This is a genomic window from Dongia deserti (assembly GCF_003574735.1).
Lineage (GTDB): Bacteria > Pseudomonadota > Alphaproteobacteria > Dongiales > Dongiaceae > Dongia_A > Dongia_A deserti.
Map to the genome: position 1 here is coordinate 356,178 of NZ_QORW01000002.1, position 23,517 is coordinate 379,694.

Consider the following 23,517-nt stretch of genomic DNA (forward strand, 5'->3'; position numbering starts at 1 on the left):
GCCCGCTTTCCAGAGTTTTTATCCGATGCGGTCCTTTTGCCTGAGAGTTTCCGGGGGCGGTTGCTCCTTCGGCGCCGGCCGGCGGTCACTCTGGCCGCCGGACGATCTCTCCCGCAATCGGTCGAAACCGGGCGGAGCATCGCTCCGTGCAGGCTTGCCGTCAAGCGGCCAAATATCGCGAAATTGCGACCGAAATTGCTTGCCTGCGGATCGCCGAAACCACCGGCGAAATGCACAGGCCCCGAGTCGCAGTACGCGCGGCAACGCTCGTAGAGACACGTTGTTGGAAGATTATATTTTCAACGACTCGCGACGGAGCTGATCCATGAGCGCCACCGGCTTGGACGTGTTCGACAAGAGCCTGCAAACCACCCACATTTGGCTCAATGAAATCTGCGAGGAGGTCGGCCCCGATAAGCAGATCGCCTGGCATGTGCTGGGCTCCACCTTGCGCGCCCTGCGCGACCGCCTGCAGCCGGATCTGGCCGCGCATCTGGCGGCGGAGTTGCCGCTGGTGGTGCGCGGCGCCTATTACGACCGCTATCGGCCATCGGAGCAGCCGCGCCTCACTCGCTCGCGCGAGGAGTTCGTGAAGAGCATCGACGCCGACCTGAAGAACATCCGTCCCGTCAATCCCGACCAGGCCGCACAATGCGTGTTCCGCGTCCTCAACCATCACCTCCCGAAAGGCCAGATCGACAAGGTGCGCGCCGCCCTGCCGGAAGACGTACGCGAGATGTGGCCGGAGGGCGACGGACAAACCGCGACGGGTGAACAGCCGAAGCGCAGAGCGGCACGCGGGCTGTAGGCAACCCATCGAACCGCCGCGATTTACTGGCGCGACGCCGTCTTGAGGATGGTGTCCGCCAGCAAATTGTAGTCGCCGTTAAAGTGGTGGCCGCCCTTGGTCTTGACGATGGTGAACTTGGAGGAATCCAGCGTCGGGCAGAGGCTATCGGCACCCTCCTCCTCGCCGTAGAAGCACATGCGATTGGCGGCAGTGATCTTTTCGGCCTCCGGCTTGATCGGGAGCGCGCCGTCGTGGCTTCCGGAGAAGAGCCAGTCCGTGACATGGACGGCGAGCGTGGCATCGTGACCTGCGCCCAGCATCGCGACGGTCCCGATCCGGCTCTGCTGGTCCGCCGGCAGGTTGTTGACCATGAAAGGCAGGACGTCGGCGCCCAAGGAATAGCCGATCACCATGATGCGCGAGGGCTGCCATGCGGCCTCATACCAGCGCAGGATGCGGTCCAGATCACGTGAGGCCTGCTCCGGTGTCTTCTCCGACCAGAAGTATTGCAGCGAGTTCAGCCCCACCACGTTGACGCCGCTCTTGTTCATGGCGCCGCCCACATCGCGGTCGATGTTCGCCCAGCCGCCATCGCCGCTCACAATGATGGCGAACGGCTTGCCTTTCGGATTGGACAATCCGTTCTCGACCAGCGGCAGATCACTCAGGGAATCCGGCTTGGGATTCACGGCGTCATCCGCTGTCTTGCGGTCGACGATGCGCCGGAACGCATCCTTGAACTGCGGCAGCCAGTTCTTCTCCACGGAGAAGCCGTGGCCGACATCGGGCAAGGTCACGATGCTGGCGTTGGCGATTCCGTCCACGAATGCCTTGGTGGCCTTGGGGTCGCACACCTGGTCGACCTCACCCTGCAAGGCAATCCAGGGCGACGGTGTCGATTGCGCCTTGCCGTAGACATACGTGCCCTTGTGCTTCGGATCCTCCGTGTGCGTGAGCCCGCTGCCGTTGCAGAGCGGCTTCGGCGACAACAGGTCGGGGCAGAAGCCCATGGAGATCGCGCCGGCAAAGGTGCTCGGCGGAGCCTGGACGAGCGAAGCATAGGCCATGGTCGCACCGGAGGAATAACCGACCAGCACCGGCTCGACGTAATGGTTATAGCCGAATTTCGCTTGCAGCGCTTGACTGAGCCCCTGCAGGTCGCCAGCGCTGTAGGTGCATGACTTGTCGCTCTCGGCCGTCGCCTTGAGATAGTGCGTGATGTCGATGCCCGCGACCAGCGCATCCATGCCGGCGAGCGACTTCGCCATGTCCACCACGCCCTGGTTCCAGCCGCCGTCACCGGACACGAACAGGACGAGGTGGCGCGGCTTGTCGCTCTGCCGATAGATGTGCACGTCGCCGAAGGGACCATAGGAGACCGTGTCGCCCTTGGCGTGCGCAACCACCGACGTGGCGCAGGTTAGCAACAGCAATGCGGAGAGGGACAAGATTCGGCGGTTCATGGCTGTTCCTTTCGGTTCTTCTCGATGAGTTCTTCGACCAGCTCGGTCAGACGCTTGATCTCCTGCTCGCGCATCAGATCCATCTTCTGATGCAGCAGCTCGATTTCGAGCTCGGCTTTGAGGTTCACGTCGTAATCCTTCTCAGCTTTCTTGCGGTCGATATCCGCCTGCCGGTTCTGCGCCATCATGATGATCGGCGCGGCGTAGGCCGCCTGAAAGGACAGCAGGAGATTGAGCAGGATGAAGGGATAAGGATCCCACGCTTTCCCGCTGTACGCGTTGACCGCGATCCACAGGAAGAGCACCACGCTCTGGACGATGATGAACGTCCACGACCCGGTGACCGCCGCGACCAAATCGGCGACCCGCTCGCCCAGCGTCATTCCGTGCAGGGGCACCACGCGACGGGCCGGCTTGCGCCTCCGCAGATGCTTGAGGGCTTCCTTTTCCGAGATTGCGGGCGCTTCCGCGAGAAGCGCGTCGGCGTTCTGGTCCATGCTTGCGCACTCCGGTGATGGCGGGGATTCGACGGGCGCCGGCGATCAGCCGCGTGATCGTCAGCAGGATGAGAGGAATGGATAGGCCCGGCGGCGAGGCCAGGTAGCGCGGGCGCCAGTCCGGATCGAACTTGGCCTTGTATTGATAGAGCCCTTCGAAATTGTAGAACTCCTCGCCCAGATCGAAGATGGCCGTGCCGACCTTGTGCCACAGGGGTGCCAGCCGCCGGCGTTCCAGGCCGGAGAGCGGCGCCATGCCAAGATTGAACCAGCGATAGCCCTGGTCGCGGCCCCACAGCATCAGTTCCGCGAACAGAAGATCCATCACGCCGCGCGCACTGGCCGGATCGTAACGCATCAGGTCGATCGACACCTCGTCCCTGCCCTCGACCTCCCACAGATTGGCGAAGGCCATGATGACACCCCTGGCGTCGGTCACGACCGCGACCCGCGTGCGGACGATGTAGGCTTCATCGAAATAGCCGAGCGAGAAGCGTTTCTCGTGCGCCTTCTTGTGTGCGAGCCAAAAATCGGAGATCTGGCGGAGACGCGGCATCACAGCGGCGACCTCGGATGCGTCCAGGATCCTGAACGCGAAGCCCTGCTTGGTGAGCTTGTTGCGGGCGTGGCGCAGATTCTCCCGCTTCTTTCCTTCGAGCGTGAAACCCTGCAGCGGAACGCGCGCCTCTTGCCCAAGCTTCAGAGGCACCAGGCCGAGGTCGAGATAAAGCGGCAAGTGCCGTTCCGCCACCTGATAGAATACGGCCTTTGCGCCGTAGCGGTCAGCCTCCTCCCGGAACCGCCACAGCAGCCCATCGAAGGAGCTTTCCAGGCCAACCGGGTCGCCCATGGCGATCCAGTGGTTCCTGGTTGCGACATAGGCGATGAAGGCCTGCCCATCGTCAGACCAGAACAAGGCCTTGTCGCCGAGCAGCGCCAGGAATCCCTGCGTGTCCTCGGCGCCGCGGATGAGGGGCAGCGCCTGATCCAGCTCCTCCGGCGGGGCGATGGACAGTGCCTCGGGCCGGCGCACGTCGAGCATGTGGCGGATCAGCATCGCGATCACCAGCACGCCGACGGCGATCAACGAACGCAGGAAGCGCGACGCATCGTTCCCGTAGGAGAACTGCCACCAGAGCTCATGGGAATACTCGATGTGTTTGTACGAGAAGAAACCGAGCCAGGTCGTGCCGGCGATGACCACGGCGATCATGACCAACCAAGATGGGCTCAGCGGCTCCTGCAGCAGCGAGGACTTGCGATAGAAGTGGCGGCGCGACGCGTAGATGCCGCCGAACATCACGGCCAGGATGAGCGCCTCCTGCCAATCCAGGCCCTTGAGCAGCGACGCCGCGATGCCGATCGCCAGCAGGGACAGGGCTCCATACCAGGCCGCGTCGATGCGTTGCAGTACCGCGCGCGCCAGGAACAGCAGTACTACTCCGACCAGCGAGCCGGTCAGGTGCGAGAACTCGACCAGCGGCAGCGGGATCGCGCTGCGCAGCCACTTGATGTTGGCCGGCAAGGTCGGCGTCGCGCCGGAGGCCAGCAGCACGCCGCCGGTCAGGAACAGCAGCAGCGAGAAAACCTGGGGCACGGTCGCGGGAACGAGCCGCGAGGCCACGCGCCCGATCTTCGCGAACCGAGCGCGATTGGCATAGAGATCGTGTGCGATCAGGAGCAGGCCCGCACTCGCCAGTGGAATGAAATAGTAGATCACGCGATAGAGCACGAGGCCCGCGACGATCGCCGGATGCGACGCGGCGAACGAGGGGCCTGCCAGCCAGAGAAAGGCGCCCTCGAACACGCCCAGGCCGCCGGGCACCTGCGAGACCAAAGCGAGCAGCGACGCCATGGCGTAGATCGAGAGGAAAGCCGAGAAAGACAGGCCGGGCACATCCTTGATGAAGACCCAGAGCACCAGCGACGCCGCGATGAGGTCGAGGCTGGATACGATCGTCTGTCCTAGTGCCAATGACGGCGATGGCAGCGAGATCTCGACGCCTTTCACGCGCAGCGGCTTGCGCCAGCAGAAGATGACCGCCCAATAGGCAAGCAACGCGGCCAGGCTGCCGCCGAGCATGAGGTTGAATAGGCTAGCATGGCCTAGTGCGCTACGCTCAGCGCCGGGTGCCAAGGCGGTTCCGATCAGCCCGAGCGTCAGGACCCCTATGATGTAGGTCAGCGCGAGGAACAGCGAGATCTTGGCGACATCCCGGCCAGGCACGCCGGCATCGTTGTAGAAGCGGTAACGCACCGAGCCGCCCGACGCCCAGGCGTGGCCGGTATTGTTGCTGATGCCATAGCCAATAAAGGAGGTGAGCAGGATTCTTGAGAGCGGAACGCGGTGGCCGGTGAAGCGCAGGGCCAGCAGATCATAGCCCGCTAGGATTCCGTAGTTCAGTGCGGTCAGCAGGATCGCAGCGGCGATGAGGTGCCAAGGCACATGGCGCCAGCTGTGCGACAGTTCGGTGAACTGCCAGTGCTTCAACTCATGCTGGACGACCACGAGGGCAAGGCCAAACAGGACAACCGGCGCCCATCGCAGCAGCCGATCGAGCTTCCCGGCAAGCGCCACGGCCACCCAGCGGCGCGATGTTTTCTGTGGTTCTTGAAATGTCGCGTCGATTGTCCCGGGGGACGCTGACCGCTCACCTGCGGCGAGCGAAGCGGACTCGGTCTTGATCACGTCGGCCTCCATCCATGGTTATCCCGCGGCCTTGCTCGCCTGTGGCGAGGCTGACCAGCATGGATAGGCTGATTGAGGCGCGAACTATCGCGGCCGCTTGTAAGCGTGGGATGTCGGCCGCTACCGACTTTGTAACGAAATGCGTCAGGCGGCCGTCATGACAGCGGCCGCCCGGAAAAGACCATGAGTATTTGAACTGCGGTGACCCGACGATGAGAGGCCAAGCCGGGCTACATCTTACATCGGCGGCATCTTGTCCAATTTCGGTAGTGCCGGGCCAAGGTGGTCCCTAGCGCAACCGCGGACGGTGTACGCGCGTTCCGTCAGGAGTATTTGAACCTCGGCGCCCAGCCAGCCGGACCTTCGGGCAGCAGGTCGAGGATGTGCCAGACCGTGCTGAAGTCATCGAGCGGGTGGAAACCTGTGTCTGACAGCCGCACGATCCGCTTCTTCTCGCGGCGGAGCACGGAGATGCCGGGCTGCCAGCCGCTGTCCTCGGAGCCGTAGCCCATATCGCTGGCGAAGCTGGTTCCCTGATGGCTCACCATCGGGAAGCGCCAGCCACGCGCGGCGGCGAACTCCTGCTGCACGCCCGGCGCGTCGGGGCTCGATATCGCAAAGGAGGCGCGGTCGGCGAGATGGTGATAGACACCGTTGAACCCGTCAGCCCACAGCGTGCAATACGGGCATCGGCGGCCCATGTTGTGGATCATGAAGAGCTCTTCCCTCTTGCCGAACAGGTCCGACAGCTTGCGTTTTCCATCCGGAACTGCGAACTCGTAGTCGCGCACCTCTTCCGGCTCGGTCTCGGCCAGCGTCTTGCGCATCTTCTCGCGCAGCTCAGCGATGTTCTTGCGGTACCCCGCGAGCTTTTCCGAAGCTTGCTTGTATTTCATGGCCACACCTTGAGATGCTCAGCCTTCGTACTCGTCGTTACGCCGCAGCCAGCGCATGATGCCCTCGCCCTCGTCCCGCCCTTTCGGCGTCAGATCGATGTAGTGATAGGCATTGTTCATCATATCGAGGCCGCGCGCATAGCAGGAATAGGTGTGGAAAATCGCGCCCGACTTGTCCTTGTAGAAGACGCTGATGCCGGGCAGCTCCGGCGCCTTCATCTTGACCTTGCCGTAATTGTAATCCAGATCGCCCGCCTCAAGCTGCTCCGACGTGAAGGAGACGCGGTAATCGTAGTTGAAATCGTTGCTGCCGGAGGACACCCACTTGAAGGTCCAGCCGAGCCGCTTCTGGTAGGCCTGGAGCTTGGCGAGTGGCGCACGCGAGATCGCGACCAAGCTGATGTCGCGGTGCTTCAGATGGACCGGCAAACGCTCGAAATTGTCGGCCCAGAAGGAGCAGCTCTTGCAGCCGGCGTCCCAGCCGGGGTCGAACATGAAGTGATAGACGATGAGCTGCGACTTGCCCGCGAACAGATCGCCCAGGCTTTCCTTGCCGTTCGAGCCATCGAAGCTGTAAGTCTTCTCCACCTTCTCCCACGGGAGCTCGCGCCGCTGGCGGCTGAGCTCGTCGCGCAATCGGGTGAACTCCTTCTCCTTGGCGAGGAAGTCGCGGCGGGCTGCGATCCACTGGTCCTGCGAGACGATTCGATGCTGATCCATAATACGGCCTCCGTACAGCAGCACATGACCTTTCTCATGTGATGGTTGATGGGTTCTAGCGACGCTTTTTGTTTCTGCCCCGCGGCTTCTTCCTGCCGCGGTTCTCTTCCATCTCGGTCAATGCGACGGCCAGGACATCGAACTGCTCCTGCCAATATTTGCTGTAGCGGTTGATCCACACCGCCGCGTTGAACACCGGTCCGGCCTCCAGCCGGCAGCGGCTGATCCGTCCGGTGCGCTCCTGCTGAATCAATCCGGCGCGCACCAGCACCTGAATGTGGCGCGACACCGCCTGCAGCGAGATGTCGAACGGCGCGGCCAGCTCCGAAACCAGCGCCGGCTCGCGGTCCAGCCGCTCCAGGATCGCGCGCCGGACCGGATCCGACAGCGCGAAGAATACCCGATCGAGGATGTCGCTCTCGCTCTCCTCGCTTTCGCCGACGACCCGCAGGACTGCCGCATTGCTCATGGCGTCATAATTATCAACGTATCAGTTGATTGTCAACATCTTTGTTGATTATCAGCGCAAACATGTTTCCGTTATCGCCGGGCGAAGACCCGGCGATCCAAGTCTGGACGAGACTGTGGGGAGGAAATTGGGTCACCGGGTCTCGCAGCTTCGCTGCGGCCCGGTGATGATGACGAAAAGGACGATTGGCTTGGAGACGAGCTATTCGCTCGCGAGCGGGAAGACCTACCGCGGGTTCTTGCGGTTGTACGCGAGTTCTTTTTCGCTCAGCATGAAGCCGACATAGATGCGGTAATAGTCGCCGTTCTCGCCCTGCTTCAGGGGGATGCGCGGCTGCAGCTCCTCGATAACGATGCCCTGGGTGGCGTTGTTCTCGAAGGAGACCTGAGTGTCGAACACTTCTCGCGTCAATGGCCGCCCGCCGGCACCGGTGACGGCCATGAAGTAGTTGAACTTGGCGGTGCCTTCGCGGTCCTTCGGGCCGCGCTGGGCGAGAAACTTCACCTGAATGTCATAAACGATGGCGCGCTTGCCGTCGCTGGTCTCCTCATAGACGCAATTCCGGGCCGGCAGGACCTGATCGATTTTCGCTTCGAACAAGGTGTCGGATAGGTCCTGGCTATCGCTCTGGAACTTGGTCATGTAGGCGAGCTCGCGCACCGGCGAGACCACGGGGCAGGGATAGGCGGCAATGTTCTCCTCGCTGGCGCAGGACCCGGTGAGGAGCAGCGCGGCCGCGCCGGCCAGGATGCGGAATGCGCGCCGCGCGCCTCCGGTCGACGTGATTGGAAGGTGCATCATTGGATCCGTTGCTGGAAAAAGCCGGCTGGAATCATGGCAGCTTGGAGTGGGTTCCGTCGCAGAATGGCTTGCCGCCGGAATGCTTGCAGCCGCAGAAGAACACCGTCTTTGTCTCCGTCGCGTCATATTGGATGGGGGAAAATTCGCTGCCTTTGTGGGAGCCGTCGCAGAAAGGCTGGTTCTTGCTCCGACCACAGGCGCACCACCAATAACTCTTGCCGGTCGTCACCTCGAATGGGAAAGGCGATCGTTGCGCGATCGTAGGTTCGGCCATGCAAAATCCCCAAAGACGGCGCAATTCGGTCGCGCCGCATCAATAAGCTAGAGTCTAGCGGAAGGCCCCGCGCCGGCACAAGACGGATGCGCTATTTCGCCCCCGGCGCCTGCGGAAATCGGCGGTTGCCGGAGGGGCCGAAAAGGGGCTATTGGAGCAGCGGAGACGGACTGAAGCCATGCCCAAAGATGCCTTGACCCTACTGCTGGCGGCGCCGCGCGGTTTCTGCGCCGGCGTGGACCGCGCCATCCAGATCGTGGAGCGCGCCCTCGAGCGCTATGGCGCGCCGGTTTACGTCCGGCACGAGATTGTCCACAACCGGCACGTGGTCGAGGAGCTGGAGCGCAAGGGCGCGGTGTTCGTCGAGGACCTGGAGGAGATTCCAGGCCGCTACCCGGTCGTGTTCTCGGCCCACGGCGTGCCCAAGTCGGTACCGGAGGATGCGGAGCGGCGCAACCTGCTCTATCTCGACGCCACCTGCCCGCTGGTCAGCAAGGTGCATCGCGAGGCCGAGGTGCATTTCGCCGCCGGCCGCCACATCATCCTGATCGGCCATGCCGGCCATCCGGAGGTGATCGGCACCATCGGACAGCTGCCGCAGGGCGCGGTCACGCTGGTCGAAACGGCGGAGGATGCGGAGGTGATCGCGCCGCCCGTCGGTTCAAGCCTGGGCGACCGGCTCGCCTACATCACGCAGACGACGCTGTCGATCGACGACACCATCGGCATCATCGACGTGCTGCGCCGCCGCTTTCCCAAGATCCACGGCCCGCGCAAGGAAGACATCTGCTACGCCACCACGAACCGTCAAGCGGCGGTCAAGGTGATCGCGCCGAAATCGGATCTGCTGCTGGTGATCGGCGCGCCCAATTCGTCGAACTCGCAGCGCCTGGTGGAAGTGGCGCGCGGCGCGGGCTGCCCCAAGGCCTATCTGGTGCAACGCGAGGCGGAGATCGACTGGCGCTGGTTCGAGGGCGTGAAGACCGTCGGCATCACCGCCGGCGCATCCGCACCCGAAGTGGTGGTGCAGGAAGTGATCTCCGCCATCCGGCAGCGCTATCTCACCCGGATCCAAGAGATCTCGGTTACCGAAGAGACCACCCACTTCAAGCTTCCTCGCGCCCTGACTGCCTGAAAGTGGCCGCCTGATGATGACCGTCTGATGGCCGTCTATACCGAGGTCCCCGACAACGAGCTCCGCGGCTTCGTGGAGCAGTACGAGATCGGCGAGGTGATGGCCTGCAAGGGCATCGCCGAGGGCGTCGAGAACAGCAATTACCTGCTGCACACGACACAAGGCAGCTACATCCTCACGCTCTATGAGAGGCGCGTGCAGCGCGAGGATCTGCCGTTCTTCCTTGGCCTGATGCAGCATCTCGCATCCAAGGGGCTGACCTGCCCGACGCCGCTCAACGGCAAGGACGGGCAGGCCCTGCGCGAACTATGCGGTCGCCCCGCTGCGATCTGCACCTTCCTGGAAGGCATGTGGCCGCGCCGGCCGAACGAGCGCCATTGCCAGCTGCTGGGCGCCGCGCTGGCGGACTTGCATGTGAAGGGCCGCGACTTTGCGATGCAGCGGCCGAACAACCTGTCGCTCGCCGGCTGGCGCGAGCTCGCGGCCAAGACCGAGGCGCGCGCGGACGAAGTCGAAGCGGGCTTGGCCAAGCTGATCGCGGAGGAGCTGCGCCATCTCGAGGCCAATTGGCCCAAGGAGCTCGAGATCGGCGTCATTCATGCCGATCTTTTTCCGGATAATGTGTTCTTCTTGGGCGACAAGCTGTCGGGCCTGATCGATTTCTATTTCGCCTGCACCGATTTCCTGGCCTACGATCTCGCCATCTGCATCAATGCCTGGTGCTTCGAGATTGACGGATCCTTCAACGTCACCAAAGCGCAGAAGATGGTGCGGGCTTACGATTCCCATCGCAAGATCCCGGAGGCGGAGATCGCGGCGCTGCCGACCCTGGCGCGCGGATCCGCCCTGCGCTTCCTGCTAACGCGGCTCTATGACTGGCTCAATCATCCGCCGGGTGCCTTCGTGCAGCCGAAGGATCCGCTGGAGTATCGCCGCAAGCTCTCCTTCCATCAGCAGTGCAAGTCTGCCTCCGCCTACGGCATCTGATGAGCACGAACGCATCCCCCAAGATCGTCGAGATCTTCACCGACGGCGCCTGCAGCGGCAATCCCGGCCCGGGCGGCTGGGGTGCGGTATTGCGCTACGGCAACGTCGAGAAGGAGATGAATGGCGGCGAGCCGGAGACGACCAACAACCGCATGGAGCTGATGGCCGCCATCATGGCGATCGAGGCGGTGAAGCGGCCCTGCGAGATCCACTTGCATACCGACAGCGAGTATCTGCGCAACGGCATCACAACCTGGATCCACAGCTGGAAAGCGCGCGGCTGGAAGACGGCCGACAAGAAGCCGGTCAAGAACGTCGATCTCTGGCAGCGCCTCGAGCACGCGATCGAGACCCACGACGTGCATTTTCACTGGGTCAGGGGCCATTCCGGCCACAAGGAAAACGAGCGCGCGGATGAGCTGGCAAGGCTCGCAATCCGGCAGATGCGTGATGCGAGTATTATGTGAGAGCCCCCCTGCCCGGTCGCAGATACCCAGCACCGCTCTCGCTTCCATTCTCACGTCACCCCGGCCTTGAGCCGGGTCCACTTTTCCGTCGCACGGGGCCCTTGCCTATACTGCGTGCGCTTTCAGCAACTCGTACGGCTGCTCGATGGATCCCGGCTCAAGGCCGGGATAGGAGTAGGCAGCGACGTCGCCGCATCTCTCTCACGCCGCCGCGACCACTTCGATCTCCACCAGCCAGTCGCTCGACAGGGTCTGCGCGACGATGCCGATGGTGGGGATGATGCGGCCATTCAGCGCTTTCACGCGCGCCTTGGCATTCTCCTCGGCATACGCCGGATCGCGCAGGTAGCTGGTCAAACGCACGATGTTGTCGACACTCATGTCCGCGCTGGCGAGGATGGTGCGGATGTTGGACCAGATGAGGTCGAGCTGCTCGCTCAGACTCTTGCCGGCAACACCCTTCTCATCGAGGCCCATGGTGCCGGCCACATAGAGGAACCGCGTCGGCTCCTGCACCTCCATCGCGTGGACATAGTCGCTGGTCGCCGGATAGATCCCGTGCGTCGGATTGCGGACGATCATCTTCATGTTGCTTCCTCCCGAACCTGTACACGAAAAATCGGCGGCCTCGCGGCCGCCGATTCCTTTTCGCGACCGCTCTTGCCTACAGCGCCTTCATGATCGCTTCGGCGCTGGAGACTTCAAACGCTCCCGGCGCCTCGACGTTCAGCGCCTTCACGGTGCCGTCATCGACCACCATGGCATAGCGGCAGGCGCGGGTGCCCATGCCGTAATTGGTGCCGTCCATGGTGAGGCCGACCGCCTTGGAGAAATCCGCGTTGCCGTCCGCCAGCATCAGCACCTTGTCGCCGACACTCTGCGCCTTGCCCCAGGCATCCATCACGAACGCATCGTTGACGGACAGGCAGACGATCTGGTCGACGCCCTTTTTCCTGATCGCCTCGGCATGCTGCACGAAGCCCGGCAGGTGCTTGGCCGAGCAGGTGGGCGTGAAGGCACCGGGCAGAGCGAACAGCACGACCTTCTTGCCCTTCAAGAGATCGTCCGTCTTCACCGTCTGGATGCCGTCCTTGTCCATATATTTCAAGGAAACAGAGGGGATCTTGTCCCCGACTTTGATACTCATTTTTGTGTCCTTTCTGCTTCTCCCGGTGACAGTGCGGGGGTGAGGATAGGCCGCGTCGCCGCCGCTCTCAAGCGGCATAAGACGACATTCTTCGTGCGGGAATTTCCCGCCCGGACTCAGCGTTTTCCGGCCCGATCCAGCGCGTTCGTCACCGTCTCGGTCGTCAGCAATTCGGGCAGCGCGATGCCGGCCGGCGCCCCTGGCCCATACACGATGTTGAAGGGAATGCCGTATCGGCCGTGACGGCCGAGGAAGTCGGCGATCTTCGGATCGGGGTTGGTCCAGTCGGCGCGCATCGCGACCACATTGTCCTGCTGCAGGCGGTCGGCGACCGGGTCCCGGTCGATCACCAGCTTCTTGTTGGCCTGACAGGTGATGCACCAATCCGCCGTCACATCGACGAAGACAACCTTGTCCTGCGCGACGAGATCCGGGATCGCCGCTTCATCGAACGCAATCCAGTCGGACCCACCGCGGACCGCCGCGCCCACGCTGAGGAAGCCGGTCTGAGTGCCGATGATCGACATGAGCCAGATCGCAGTGCCGACCAGGCTCAGCCCCAGCAGGCCTTTGAGCCAGCGCATCCAGCGACCCGGGCGCGGCAGGAACGTTACCAGGCGGGGCGCTGCGGCAACCGCGAGATACGGCAGGGCAAGACCGAGCCCAAGCGCCAGGAAGATGCCAAGGATTTCGCCGGGGCCGCGCGACAAAGCGAAACCGACCGCTGTTCCCACGAAGGGCGCGGAGCACGGTGTCGCGAGCGCAGTCGCCAGCACGCCCGTGAAGAACGACTTGGCATGATCGTTGCCGACCCGCGCTTCGCTCGCAACCGCGACACGGCCGACGAAAGCCGGCATCGGAATCTGGAACAGGCCCCAAATGTTCGCCGCGAACAGCAGGCACACGATCGCCATCAGGGCGAGGAAGGCCGGCTGCTGAAACTGGATTCCCCAGCCGACGCTGGCGCCTCCCGCCTTCACGGCGATGAGCCCGCCCGCCAGCACCAGGAAGGACGTGACGATGCCGGCAGACGTCCACAGGAACGCGCCGCGCAGGTGCATGAGCTCGCGGCCGGCGGCATCCAGCACGCCGGTCAGCTTCAGCGCCAGCACCGGCAGCACGCAGGGCATGACGTTGAGGATGAGGCCGCCCAGCAGCGCAATGCCGAGAATGGGCAAGATCGACATCCAGGACGAAATCGATGCGGCAGAGACGATCGCGGTCGGGCGTGCCGTCAGCTCCATGCCGCGATCGCCGTCGAACACGGTGAGGATGAGGTCGCTGTTGGCGACATCAGGTCCGTTGCCGATCCGCTCCATCGGCACGGAAAGGCGCGCGCTCTGACGGTCGGCCGACAGTTCCACCTTGGGCGGGCCGAAATAGATGTGTGGCGCGCCTTCGACGATCACGTCCGGCTTGTTCAGCACTTCGCCCGTGCTCTTCACGTCGATGACAAGCTGGCTCTGCTGGTCCACGGCGACCTGGTCGACCGACCAGCCTAGCCGCTCGCCGCTCTTGGGCACCAGCGAGGCGAACCGGTTGACGAGTGGGGCAAACCGACTGGGGTCCGCCGCGCCGCCCGGCAGATCGAGCGCGAGATCTCCTTCCTGCGGCACGCAGATCTGCTCGCACACCAGATAGCGGATCTTCGCCTTGAGGGAGATGGGTTCACCGGGAACTTCCGGCGTCACCATCAGCGGGAAGGCAACTTCCTCGCCATAGCCAAAGGTCTGCAAGCCGAACAGCTCGAAGCGATGCGGGACCGGCCACATCAGTTGCGCGTCCGCCACATTGTCCGACCCCGCAACATCGACCTGCGGCGGATAGCCGGCATCGCCGGGCGCGCGCCAATACGTCTTCCAGCCAGGATGCAAGACAATATGCAGCGCCAGGGGAACGGACGTGAGGTCGCCGGTGCCCTCCACCGCCGAGAGCAGTTGGGCGCTGGATTGCGGTGTCTGGAACAATCGACTGGCGGGCTCATTATTCGCATAGACATGCGGAATCGAGCCGACGGCTGCCAACATGCAGAACACCGCCAATCGGATGATGCAGCCAATCGATTTCCGGCGATTCATCATTTGCCAACCAACTAGGGCGATAATACGTTGAGGGCAGACCGGCATCAGTCACAAAATTGTGCTGATGGCGACCTTGCTGGCGGATCAAACCAACCCTAGGTGAGAGCCATGGGCAAGAGATTGATACATCAGGGTTTCATCACCGGCCAGCTGCTGGTGGCGATGCCCACCATGCGTGACCCGCGTTTCACCCGCACCGTGATCTATATGTGCGCTCACACCAGTGATGGTGCCATGGGTCTTGTGATCAACCGTCTGGTTGGTTCCCTGTCCTTCCCGGACCTGCTGGAGCAACTCGGCATTCCGTCGAGCCCGACGAGCGAGCATATCCGCATCCGGAACGGCGGACCGGTCGAGACCGGCCGCGGCTTCGTGCTGCACAGCGCCGACTACCACGACGATGCGACCCTCGCGATCGGCGAGGAGGTCGGCCTCACCGCCACGCTCGACATCCTGCGCGATATTGCCGCAGGCCAGGGCCCGAAGCGCAGCCTGCTCGCGCTCGGCTATGCCGGCTGGGGACCAGGGCAGCTCGATTCGGAGATTCAGGCCAATGCGTGGCTGTGTGTCCCGGCGGACGAAGAGCTGATCTTCGACGACAAGCTGACCGATAAGTGGGAGCGCAGCATCGAGAAGATCGGCATCGACTTCCGCCTGCTCTCCGGCGATATCGGAAACGCGTAACGCGCGACAGCGCGACACGCCTCAGCTCCATGTCGCGGCAATCAGCGACGAGCGTCCACACGCGCACCTGTGAACGGGTTCCAGCCGATTGCCGCCAGTGCAGTCCAGGCGGTGGGCGCCAAGTGCGGCAAACGGTAATAGTAGAAATCATCGAATGTACTGGCCGGTGACAGTCCCAACCCGGTCGTCAATCGCACCTTGCTGGACGCCCAGATGAACCCGTCAGGGCTGAACTGGCCGTTGAGTTTCGATAGCAGACGGTCGGCTTCTTGCGTCTGCCCCAGCGCACGATAGGTCAAAGCGGCCTGCGCCGTCCCCTCCCACCAGATTCCATCGCGATCGTCATTGAAATCGAATCCGCCGGAAACGGCATGATGCTGCTCGACGTAGCGCATCGATGCAGACCAGGCCTCCGGCGCATCGGACAACAGGGGCGGCCAGAGCTGCGCATCGAGCCCCGCATTGCCGCGGTTCGGCGTGACGCCGTCGGGCGTGGTGCCGACCCAGAAATGGCCGCTGGCCTGATCCCACTGCGCGGCAACGAAGGCACGCGCGGTTTCGGCGTTGCGTTGCCAGTACCCGCCGGGCTCCAGGCGTGCCAACCACTCGAACACTGCTGCCAGATCGGTATTGTGCTCCGTCGACTTCCAGGTGAGCCGCTCCGGCGTGTCGTCATAGCCGTAGATGCCGCCGTCGAAGCCGGCGGGCCGGCGTGGATCCAGAGTGGTGTTTACGGCCCAACGCGCCAGCCGTGCAGCCGCCGCGCGATAGCGATCATCCTGCGTCTGCTCCGCCATGGTCAGCAGGGCGAGCGCAGCCCACGCGACGTTGCCGGTGGCCGTGCCGACTTGATACGGGTCTTCAGCCCAGCGGCCTTCCTGATCGCTCCACCAGCCCATGGGCAGAACCGGCCGCTCCGTGATCGGACCAGGGCGGTACGCGTTGCGGATGCGACCGGTCGCGCCGCTGCGATCACGTTCGCTCGCCGCCAGCAGCGCATCCGCGACCCGCAGCGCGGCATCGCGGTGACCACAGGCGACGAGCGCGATCACAGCAAGCGCGTTGTCGTAGGTATAGGCGCCAGGGAGCGTCGGCCCACTCTCGCTGCTCACGTCGGCAGAAGAATCGTAGCTTTGCAGAAACAGCGGCTCGGTGCCGGGCGTCGCGTTCACGCGCGCCAGCAGCGAGTCACAAGCACGCGCCGCCACCTGTCGGGCCGGCGACTCCGCAGCCGAACCCGCGGAAAGCCAGAGCGCAGAGAACAGAACGGACGCGATGAGCCGAACACCCAAGATCATGGTCGATATCCCTGTCGTCCAATAGGTGCGTCGCTAAGCCCTGCGATCCACCAGGCGCGGCCGGGGCGCGGCGTTGCCCAGCATGCCACGCGAGGCCATCAGGTCGTCGAGCTGCAGCTCGTGCAGGATGTGGTCGCGCCAAGCGCCGTTGATGCGCAGATATTGGCGCGCGAGACCGACGGTACGGAAGCCGAACTTGTCGAGCAGGGCGCGGCTCGGCACGTTTTCCGGAATGCAGGCGGCCTCGACGCGGTGCAAGCCGAATTCCTGGAACGCCGCCGGCAACAGCAATCGCAGGGCCGCCGACATCAGGCCCGAGTTGGCGTAGGGCTCGCCCATCCAATAGCCGAGGCTGGCATATTGCGCGGCGCGCCGGCGCACGCCGGTGAGGTTGACACCGCCGACCAGCGCATTGTCCGAGGTGCGGAAGATGTGGAAGCCGTAGCCACGATCATCGCGCCAGTCGCGCACGGTGAGCCGCACGCGCTTGCGATACGCGGTGCGGGTCAGCATGTCGCTTTCCCACACCGGCTCCCATGGCTCGAGGAAATCGCGGCTCTGCTCGCGCAGCGCCTGCCAGGCACGGTAATCGGCAAAGCGCGGGGGGCGCAGGCGCACCTTCGCATCCGCTAGCTCCGGCGGCAGCGGCACATAGCTGGGTCCAAGGTCGAACATGCGCATCAGGGGAGGCGGCGTGTCAGCGCCCCATACTCCATCACCCGTCCGACCGGCCCCATGGATGTCAACGTGGGTGGGGATTGCGTGAGGCGCCGCGCCAGACGCGCGAGATCGTCGATGGTGACCGCATTGATCCGCGCCACGGCTTCGGCGGGCGGAATCGGCCGCCCATAGACCAGAAGCTGGCTCGCCAGCTGCTCGCAGCGGGCGCTGGGCTTCTCGCGCGACATCAGGGTGGCGGCGCGCAGCTGGGCCTTCGCGCGCTCCACCTCCTGGTCGGTCAAATCGTGCGGCAGCTTCGCGAGTTCGTCGCACACGACCGGCAGGAGCTCCGCCACCTCTTTCTCGCCGGTGCCGGCATAGACGCCGAAGATGCCGCCGTCGGCATAGGAGCTGGCGAAGGAATGGATGGAATAGACCAGGCCGCGCTTCTCGCGGATCTCCTGGAACAAGCGCGAGGACATGCCGCCGCCCACCAGCTGCGACAGCACAGCGGCGACGTAGTAGTCGGCATCGGTGTAAGTGACGCCCTCGAAGCCGAGCACGAGGTGTACCTGCTCCAGATCGCGGGTGTAGCGTCCGTCACCACCTGCGTAGCGCGCCCGTTCCGACGGCGGCACAGCACCGGCCGGCAGGCCTGCGAACAGCTTCTCCGCCATCTCGACCAGCGCGTCGTGGTCGATCCGGCCTGCAGCCGCGAGAACCATCTGTCCGGCGCGATAGCGGCTCGCCATGTAGCCGGCGACCACATCCCGCGGTAGGTCGCGCACGATCTCCGCGCGGCCCAGGACCGGACGCCCCATCGCCTGGTTGGGAAAAGCGGTTTCCTGGAAATGATCGAAAACGATGTCGTCGGGCGTGTCCTCCGCCTGCCCGATCTCCTGCAGCACGACCGCGCGTTCGCGCGCCAGCTCCTCGGTATCGAAGACCGAGTTCTGCAGGATGTCGGCGAGGATATCGACCACCAACGGCGTGTCCTCGGCCAGTACCTTGGCGTAGTAGGCGGTCTGCTCGCGGCCGGTATAGGCGTTGAGGAAGCCGCCGACATCCTCGATCTCCACCACGATGTCGCGGGCGCTGCGCCGCCTCGTCCCCTTGAACGCCATGTGCTCCAGGAGGTGCGCGACGCCGTTGTGCTCCGCCGGCTCGTTGCGCGTGCCGACGCCGGCCCACACGCCGAGGGACGTCGTCTCGACCGAGTCCATCCGGTCGGTCGCCACGCGGAATCCGTTGGAAAGAGTGGTGACGCGGACACTGTCCGCCGCGGGGATGCTCATTCAACCATTCCGATCGTTGCGCCGGTGGGACAAGACATAATCCTGCACCGCGCGAACGTCATTGGGCAAGCCGGCCATCCGCTCCGGCCGCTCATAGAGATCGGCCAGGAACTCCGGCAATCTGGGCCGGATTCCCGTGGCCTTTTCCACCGCATCGGGGAACTTCGCCGGGTGCGCCGTGGCCAGGGCCACGATTGGGGACTCGCGGTCGGCGCGGCAAGCCGCCGCCGCGTGGATGCCGATGGCGCTATGGGGATCGATCAGGTCCCCGGTCGTTCGATAGAGTTCGCCCATTGCGCGCAGCGTCCCGGGATCATCCAGCGCGGCGGCGCGGAATAGGCCCTCGATGCGGCCCCAGCTTTCCTTCGGCGCGGCGAACGTTCCGGTCTGGCGGAATGCAGTCATGGCCTCAGCGAGCCGCTTGCCGTCGCGGTCGTAGAGATCGAACAGCAATCGCTCGAGGTTGGAGGAGACCTGGATGTCCATGCTGGGCGACAGGCTCGGCTCGACGCCGCTGATCTCCATGCGCCCTGTCTTGAAGAAGCGCGCGAGGATGTCATTGCGGTTGGCGCCGACGATGAGCGGTGCGAGATCGAAGCCCATCTGGCGCGCGACGTAGCCCGCGAAGATGTTGCCGAAATTGCCGCTCGGCACCGAGAAGCCGATGCGCCGGTCGGGCGCGCCGAGCGCCACGGCAGCGGCGGCGTAGTAGACCACCTGCGCCATCACGCGCGCCCAGTTGATCGAGTTGACCGCCGACATATTGATGCGATCGCGGAAGGCGTGATCGTTGAACATCGCCTTCACCAGGTCCTGGCAATCGTCGAACGAGCCATCGATCGCGATATTAAAGACGTTGGCGGAGTCGATGGTCGTCATCTGCCGGCGCTGCACCTCCGACACGCGGCCCTTCGGATGCAGCATGAAGATGTCGATGCCGGCGCGGTCGCGGCAGGCCTCGAGCGCGGCAGAGCCGGTGTCGCCGGAGGTCGCCCCGATGATGGTAACGCGCTCGCCACGCTTCGCCAGGGCATGGTCGTAGAGCCGGCCCACCAACTGCAGCGCCACGTCTTTGAAGGCCAGGGTCGGCCCGTGGAACAGCTCCATGAGCCAGAGATTGTCATCGAGCTGCTTCATCGGCACGACCGCCTGGTGGCGGAAGACGCCATAAGAGCCGGCGATCATCGCCTGCAGATCGGCGTTCTCGATCTCCGCCCCGACAAAGGGCTGCATGATGCGGAAGGCGATCTCTTCATAGCTGAGGCCGCGCAGCTTGCGGATGCCATCCGGTGTCAGTTTGGGCCAGGTCTCAGGCACGTAAAGCCCGCCGTCGCGGGCAAGCCCGGCCAGCAGAACATCGGTGAAGCCAAGCGCGGGAGCCGCGCCGCGGGTCGAGATGTAGCGCAAATCGGGTTCCTCAGCCGGAAAACGGGGCAGACCTTAGTGGCCGTGTAGCTTTGCCGCAAGGCGCGGACGGAACCAGTGATATTTCGGCATGGTTCCGTTTCCCAGCCAGCTGCCATCCCGCTCCTTCTCGTCACCCTGGACAAACGCAGCGCGATCCGGGACCACAACGCCCCTTGGCGCCAAGCCCATCCATGGACCCCGGATCACGCCGCTCTGCGGCTGTCCGGGGTGCCCGTGGAGTGTGCGTAGGGTCTCAGCTCAAATACCGCCGCTCCAAATGCCGCTTGAACACGTTGACATCCAACGGACGGCCGGTGGCGCGGGTGACGATCTCGGGCGTGGTGAGGCTGGAGCCGAGGCTGTGGACGTTGGTCTTGAGCCAGCCTTGCAGGGTCGTGAACTTGCCCTGCTCGATCTCGGCGGGGATTTCGGGATGGGCTTGGCAGGCGGCGTCGAATAGCTGCGCGGCGGTCATGGCGCCGAGGCTGTAGCACGGGAAATAGCCGAACGCGCCGTCATACCAATGGACGTCCTGCAGGATGCCCTCCCGGTCGGACGGCACGTCCAAGCCGAGCAGTTTCTTGAATTCCTCGCGCCAGACGCCGGGAACGTCCGCAAGCTGGAGTTCGCCGCGGAACAGCGCCTTCTCAATCTGGTAGCGCAGGATGATGTGCGCGGGATAGGTCACCTCGTCGGCATCGACGCGGATGAAGCCCGGCTCCACGCGGCTATAGATCAGCTGCAAGTTCTCCGGCGATAGAGCTCCATCAATGCCGGGGAAAGTCTCGCGCAGCAGCCCCGAAAGATATCGGCAAAACTGCGCGCTGCGCGCCGCCTGCATCTCCATCAGCAGGGATTGGCTCTCATGCACCACCATGCCGCGGGCGCTGCCCACCGGCTGCAGGCGCCAGTCGACAGGCAGGTTGCGTTCGTAGAGCGCGTGGCCGGTCTCATGGATCACGCCCATCAGCGCCTGGACGAACTGGTCCTCCCTGTAGCGCGTGGTGATGCGCACATCCTCCGGCACGCCGCCGCAGAAAGGATGATGGCTCTCATCCAGCCGGCCGTGCCGGAAATCGAAGCCGAGGCGCTCCATCACGCGCTTGGCGAGATCCTTCTGCACCGCCTGCGGGAACGGACCCTTGGGCTCGATCGGCTGGCCGCGGCGGGCTTGATGCTCCAGCACGCGCGGCAGGAAATCGGGCAGGAAGGCGCCGTAATCGGCGAACACGCGGTCGATATCAGCCTCGCGCGCGCCCGGCTCGTACTGGTCCATCAGCGCCTCATAGGGGCTGCAGCCGAGCTTTTCCGCCTTCGCTGCCGCGGCCTGGCGCATGAGGTTCAGCACCTCCGAAAGCAGCGGGTAGACCGCCGCGAAATCCGCCTTGGGCCGCGCCTCGCGCCACACGGCCTCGCAGGCGGTCGCCGCCTTGCTCATCGCCTCCACTAGGCCGGCATCGAGGGCCGTCGCGTGGGTGTGGCTGCGGCGCATCTCCTTGAGGTTGGCGTGCTGCCAGTCACTGAGGTTGGCCGCCTCCGCGTCCGCCTCGTCCAGCAGATCGCCTGTCAAGGGATCGGTCAGGATCTCGTGGCACACCACATCCAGGGTCGCCAACTGTTCCGCGCGCGCCGGACGGCCGCCATCAGGCATCACCGTCGACAGGTCCCACTGCAGCATGCCGGCGGCCTCCCGCAGCGCAGAGAGGCGCCGAAAACGCTGTTCCAGCCGCGCATAGGCGCCGGCCGGAGCGTCCACAGGCTTGTTCATGGTTTGCGCTCGCGCTCCAGCTTCAGATGGTAGAGCACATAGATGACCGCGAGCGCCACCGCGAGCAAGCCCCAGGTGATGGCGTATTGCAGATGATCGTTGGGGATCTCGATCCGCGTCTGTCCGCCGACGGGGTATTTGCCGGGATTTTCCGCCGGCCCGGCGTCGACATAGAGATCGCGGCGGATGTCGGCGTCCGAGGCCGCCGCCATCGCCGGTAAATCGACATAGAACCACATGTTCTTGCCGGGCTCGTTGTCGGGCTGCATCCAGGCCTTGCCGGGCGGCACGCGGACGATGCCCTCGACTGTCTGCGCGCCGGTCAGCTGCCCTTCCGGGCGCCTTTCCGGTGCCTTGCGCTCGATCGGGACCCAGCCGCGGTCGACCAGCACCAGGCCGCCATCGGCCGGCGCGAAGGGCGTCAGGACGTGGTAGCCGGGATTGCCGTTGAGGGAGCGCGCGCCGAGATACAGCTCCTTGTCATGGAGGAAAGAGCCTTCGAGCCGGACGCGGCGGTATTCGAGGCTGGCCGGATTGACGCCGACCGCGGGAAGGGCAACCGGCTCCGCCGCCACGCGCGTTTCGCGCTCGGCGATCAGGTTCTCTTTCCAATGCAGCCGCTGCACCTGCCAGATGCAGAGACCGACCATCGCGATGAAGACCGGCACGGAAAACAAGGTCGGCCACAGGGTCGGCCGGAAGCGAAGCTTGCTCAACATGGGACTATGCTTGGTGCTCGCCGGCTTCATGCTTGTACTGCAGACCGATCATGATGCCCTTGGCCGGGCGCAGCAGCCAGAGCGACAGGCCGATGACCACGATCGGCCACAGGATGGCATGCACCCAGATCGGCGGCTCGAACAACGCCCAGACCAGGAATACCAGCGGCACCGTGATGATGAGGACAATGAACATCACGAACACTGCCGGCCCGTCGCCGCTATCCATGGTGCCGAGCTCGAGCCCGCAGGACTCGCATTTGTTCACGAGCTTCAGATAGCCGGAAAACAATTTGCCGCGCCCGCAGCGCGGGCAGCGGCAGTTGAAACCAGCTGAGACCGGCGAGACGCTCATCGCCTCGCCGCCCCAGAAATGTCCGTTCGCCTAGTGGGCCGGATGCGGCGCATTGATGCCGCCCCAGATGTAGACGAAGATGAACAGGAACAGCCACACCACGTCGACGAAGTGCCAATACCAGGCGGCGGCTTCGAAGCCGAAATGATGCTCCGGCGTGAAGTGCCCCCTGACCGAGCGCACGAGGCAGACGATCAGGAAGGTGGTGCCGACGATTACATGGAAGCCGTGGAAGCCGGTCGCCATGAAGAAAGTCGAGGCGAACACCGTCTGCGAGAACCCGTAGGGCGCGTGGGCGTATTCATAGGCCTGGACCGCGGTGAAGAGCAGGCCGAGGGCCACCGTGAGGGTGAGGCCCTGGATCAGCCCCTTGCGATCGCCCTCACGCAGCGCGTGGTGCGCCCAAGTGACCGTGCAGCCAGAGGTCAGGAGGATCAGCGTGTTGAGCAAGGGCAGCGAAAAGGGATCGAAGGTCAGGATCCCTTCCGGCGGCCACACGCCGCCGATCGCTTCCTTGGGGAACAGCGAGGCGTCGAAGAAGGCCCAGAAGAAGGCCGCGAAGAACATCACCTCCGAGGCGATGAAGAGCGACATGCCATAGCGCAAGCCGATCTGCACGACCGGCGTGTGATGACCCTGATGCTCCGCCTCCTTGACGACGTCCCACCACCACATGAAGAGCGTGGCGACGACGATGAAAGCGCCCGGCGCGATCCACCACAGCCCGTAGCCGTGCATGAATTGTACGATGCCGAAGGTCAGCACGACGGCGCCGATGGAGCCGGTCAGCGGCCACGGGCTGGGATCGACCAGATGGTACGGATGGTTGGGCTTGTGGGCGCCGTGCGCGCCCCCGTGGGCGGCGGTGTGAGCATCCGTGTGAGTCGCACTCATCTTTGGTTCCTTCGTCTCGCC

Annotated in this window: 23 protein-coding genes, 1 pseudogene and 1 riboswitch; of the genes and pseudogenes, 5 read left to right on the forward strand and 19 right to left on the reverse strand. The window is 64.2% G+C overall.

Annotated elements, in window-relative coordinates; all coding sequences use genetic code 11:
• Positions 1–18 precede the first annotated feature (18 nt).
• Positions 19–124, reverse strand: a riboswitch (glycine riboswitch).
• A gap of 201 nt (positions 125–325) precedes the next feature.
• Complete coding sequence (locus tag DTX69_RS04675) at positions 326–808, forward strand: DUF2267 domain-containing protein (protein WP_119300335.1); 483 nt, start codon at positions 326–328, stop codon at positions 806–808.
• A 23-nt stretch (positions 809–831) separates the two neighbouring features.
• Here the strand turns inward: DTX69_RS04675 and DTX69_RS04680 are convergent, their stop codons facing one another.
• The 8 genes and pseudogenes from DTX69_RS04680 to DTX69_RS04715 all read right to left on the reverse strand — a co-directional run bounded on the left by DTX69_RS04680 (position 832) and on the right by DTX69_RS04715 (position 8,599).
• On the reverse strand, positions 832–2,253 hold the full coding sequence (locus tag DTX69_RS04680) for an AcvB/VirJ family lysyl-phosphatidylglycerol hydrolase (protein WP_119300336.1): 1,422 nt from the start codon (positions 2,251–2,253) through the stop codon (positions 832–834).
• Positions 2,250–2,750, reverse strand: coding sequence for a DUF1003 domain-containing protein (locus tag DTX69_RS04685; RefSeq protein WP_119300337.1), 501 nt, complete (start codon positions 2,748–2,750; stop codon positions 2,250–2,252). The genes DTX69_RS04680 and DTX69_RS04685 overlap by 4 nt, the downstream gene beginning before the upstream one ends.
• Before the next feature lie 52 nt (positions 2,751–2,802).
• Positions 2,803–5,451: pseudogene (gene mprF / locus DTX69_RS04690) on the reverse strand (bifunctional lysylphosphatidylglycerol flippase/synthetase MprF); the annotation flags it as partial.
• A 311-nt stretch (positions 5,452–5,762) separates the two neighbouring features.
• Positions 5,763–6,335: a DUF899 family protein gene (locus DTX69_RS04695; RefSeq protein WP_119300338.1), complete on the reverse strand. Its 573-nt coding sequence runs from the start codon at positions 6,333–6,335 to the stop codon at positions 5,763–5,765.
• A gap of 18 nt (positions 6,336–6,353) precedes the next feature.
• Positions 6,354–7,055: a DUF899 domain-containing protein gene (locus tag DTX69_RS04700; protein WP_119300339.1), complete on the reverse strand. Its 702-nt coding sequence runs from the start codon at positions 7,053–7,055 to the stop codon at positions 6,354–6,356.
• Positions 7,056–7,110: 55 nt separating this feature from the next.
• Positions 7,111–7,524 carry an ArsR/SmtB family transcription factor gene (locus tag DTX69_RS04705; protein WP_119300340.1) on the reverse strand — a complete coding sequence of 138 codons (414 nt, stop codon included), beginning with the start codon at positions 7,522–7,524 and terminating at the stop codon, positions 7,111–7,113.
• 225 nt (positions 7,525–7,749) lie between these two features.
• A complete protein-coding gene (locus DTX69_RS04710; protein WP_119300341.1) occupies positions 7,750–8,325 on the reverse strand; it encodes a hypothetical protein in 576 nt (191 codons plus the stop codon).
• A gap of 31 nt (positions 8,326–8,356) precedes the next feature.
• Positions 8,357–8,599, reverse strand: coding sequence for a CDGSH iron-sulfur domain-containing protein (locus DTX69_RS04715; RefSeq protein ID WP_119300342.1), 243 nt, complete (start codon positions 8,597–8,599; stop codon positions 8,357–8,359).
• A gap of 178 nt (positions 8,600–8,777) precedes the next feature.
• On the opposite strand from DTX69_RS04715, the gene ispH reads away from it, so the two are divergent.
• From ispH to rnhA, 3 genes are read left to right on the forward strand one after another with little or no spacing between them, the layout of a single operon-like run.
• The gene (gene ispH / locus DTX69_RS04720) at positions 8,778–9,734 is read left to right on the forward strand and encodes a 4-hydroxy-3-methylbut-2-enyl diphosphate reductase (RefSeq protein ID WP_119300343.1); all 957 of its coding nucleotides are present in this window, start codon (positions 8,778–8,780) and stop codon (positions 9,732–9,734) included.
• Positions 9,735–9,761: 27 nt separating this feature from the next.
• Complete coding sequence (locus DTX69_RS04725; protein ID WP_119300344.1) at positions 9,762–10,721, forward strand: homoserine kinase; 960 nt, start codon at positions 9,762–9,764, stop codon at positions 10,719–10,721.
• Positions 10,721–11,188, forward strand: coding sequence for a ribonuclease HI (rnhA, locus tag DTX69_RS04730; protein WP_119300345.1), 468 nt, complete (start codon positions 10,721–10,723; stop codon positions 11,186–11,188). The genes DTX69_RS04725 and rnhA overlap by 1 nt, the downstream gene beginning before the upstream one ends.
• Positions 11,189–11,389: 201 nt before the next feature.
• Here rnhA and DTX69_RS04735 read toward each other — a convergent pair whose 3' ends face one another.
• The 3 genes from DTX69_RS04735 to DTX69_RS04745 form a co-directional block, all read right to left on the reverse strand.
• Positions 11,390–11,776, reverse strand: a complete 387-nt coding sequence (locus DTX69_RS04735) for a RidA family protein (RefSeq protein WP_119300346.1) — start codon at positions 11,774–11,776, stop codon at positions 11,390–11,392.
• 76 nt (positions 11,777–11,852) lie between these two features.
• A complete protein-coding gene (locus DTX69_RS04740) occupies positions 11,853–12,335 on the reverse strand; it encodes a peroxiredoxin (RefSeq protein ID WP_119300443.1) in 483 nt (160 codons plus the stop codon).
• A 116-nt stretch (positions 12,336–12,451) separates the two neighbouring features.
• The gene (locus tag DTX69_RS04745) at positions 12,452–14,362 is read right to left on the reverse strand and encodes a protein-disulfide reductase DsbD family protein (protein ID WP_284735543.1); all 1,911 of its coding nucleotides are present in this window, start codon (positions 14,360–14,362) and stop codon (positions 12,452–12,454) included.
• A 162-nt stretch (positions 14,363–14,524) separates the two neighbouring features.
• On the opposite strand from DTX69_RS04745, the gene DTX69_RS04750 reads away from it, so the two are divergent.
• Positions 14,525–15,100, forward strand: a complete 576-nt coding sequence (locus DTX69_RS04750; protein WP_119300347.1) for a YqgE/AlgH family protein — start codon at positions 14,525–14,527, stop codon at positions 15,098–15,100.
• A 41-nt stretch (positions 15,101–15,141) separates the two neighbouring features.
• On the opposite strand, the gene DTX69_RS04755 is transcribed toward DTX69_RS04750, so the two are convergent.
• The 8 genes from DTX69_RS04755 to DTX69_RS04790 form a co-directional block, all read right to left on the reverse strand.
• On the reverse strand, positions 15,142–16,398 hold the full coding sequence (locus DTX69_RS04755; RefSeq protein WP_119300348.1) for a hypothetical protein: 1,257 nt from the start codon (positions 16,396–16,398) through the stop codon (positions 15,142–15,144).
• A 33-nt stretch (positions 16,399–16,431) separates the two neighbouring features.
• Positions 16,432–17,073, reverse strand: a complete 642-nt coding sequence (locus DTX69_RS04760; protein WP_119300445.1) for a GNAT family N-acetyltransferase — start codon at positions 17,071–17,073, stop codon at positions 16,432–16,434.
• A 5-nt stretch (positions 17,074–17,078) separates the two neighbouring features.
• Positions 17,079–18,353 (reverse strand): M16 family metallopeptidase, encoded by a 1,275-nt coding sequence (locus DTX69_RS04765; protein ID WP_119300349.1) that lies wholly within the window; start codon positions 18,351–18,353, stop codon positions 17,079–17,081.
• The gene (gene thrC / locus DTX69_RS04770) at positions 18,354–19,760 is read right to left on the reverse strand and encodes a threonine synthase (RefSeq protein ID WP_119300350.1); all 1,407 of its coding nucleotides are present in this window, start codon (positions 19,758–19,760) and stop codon (positions 18,354–18,356) included.
• 253 nt (positions 19,761–20,013) lie between these two features.
• A complete protein-coding gene (locus DTX69_RS04775) occupies positions 20,014–21,528 on the reverse strand; it encodes a carboxypeptidase M32 (RefSeq protein WP_119300351.1) in 1,515 nt (504 codons plus the stop codon).
• Complete coding sequence (locus tag DTX69_RS04780; protein ID WP_284735544.1) at positions 21,525–22,247, reverse strand: SURF1 family protein; 723 nt, start codon at positions 22,245–22,247, stop codon at positions 21,525–21,527. Before DTX69_RS04780 ends, DTX69_RS04775 begins: the two co-directional genes overlap by 4 nt.
• Positions 22,248–22,251: 4 nt before the next feature.
• Positions 22,252–22,602, reverse strand: coding sequence for a DUF983 domain-containing protein (locus DTX69_RS04785; RefSeq protein ID WP_119300353.1), 351 nt, complete (start codon positions 22,600–22,602; stop codon positions 22,252–22,254).
• 30 nt (positions 22,603–22,632) lie between these two features.
• Entirely contained in the window at positions 22,633–23,496 is an 864-nt protein-coding gene (locus DTX69_RS04790; protein WP_119300354.1) for a cytochrome c oxidase subunit 3, read from the reverse strand.
• Positions 23,497–23,517: the final 21 nt, after the last annotated feature.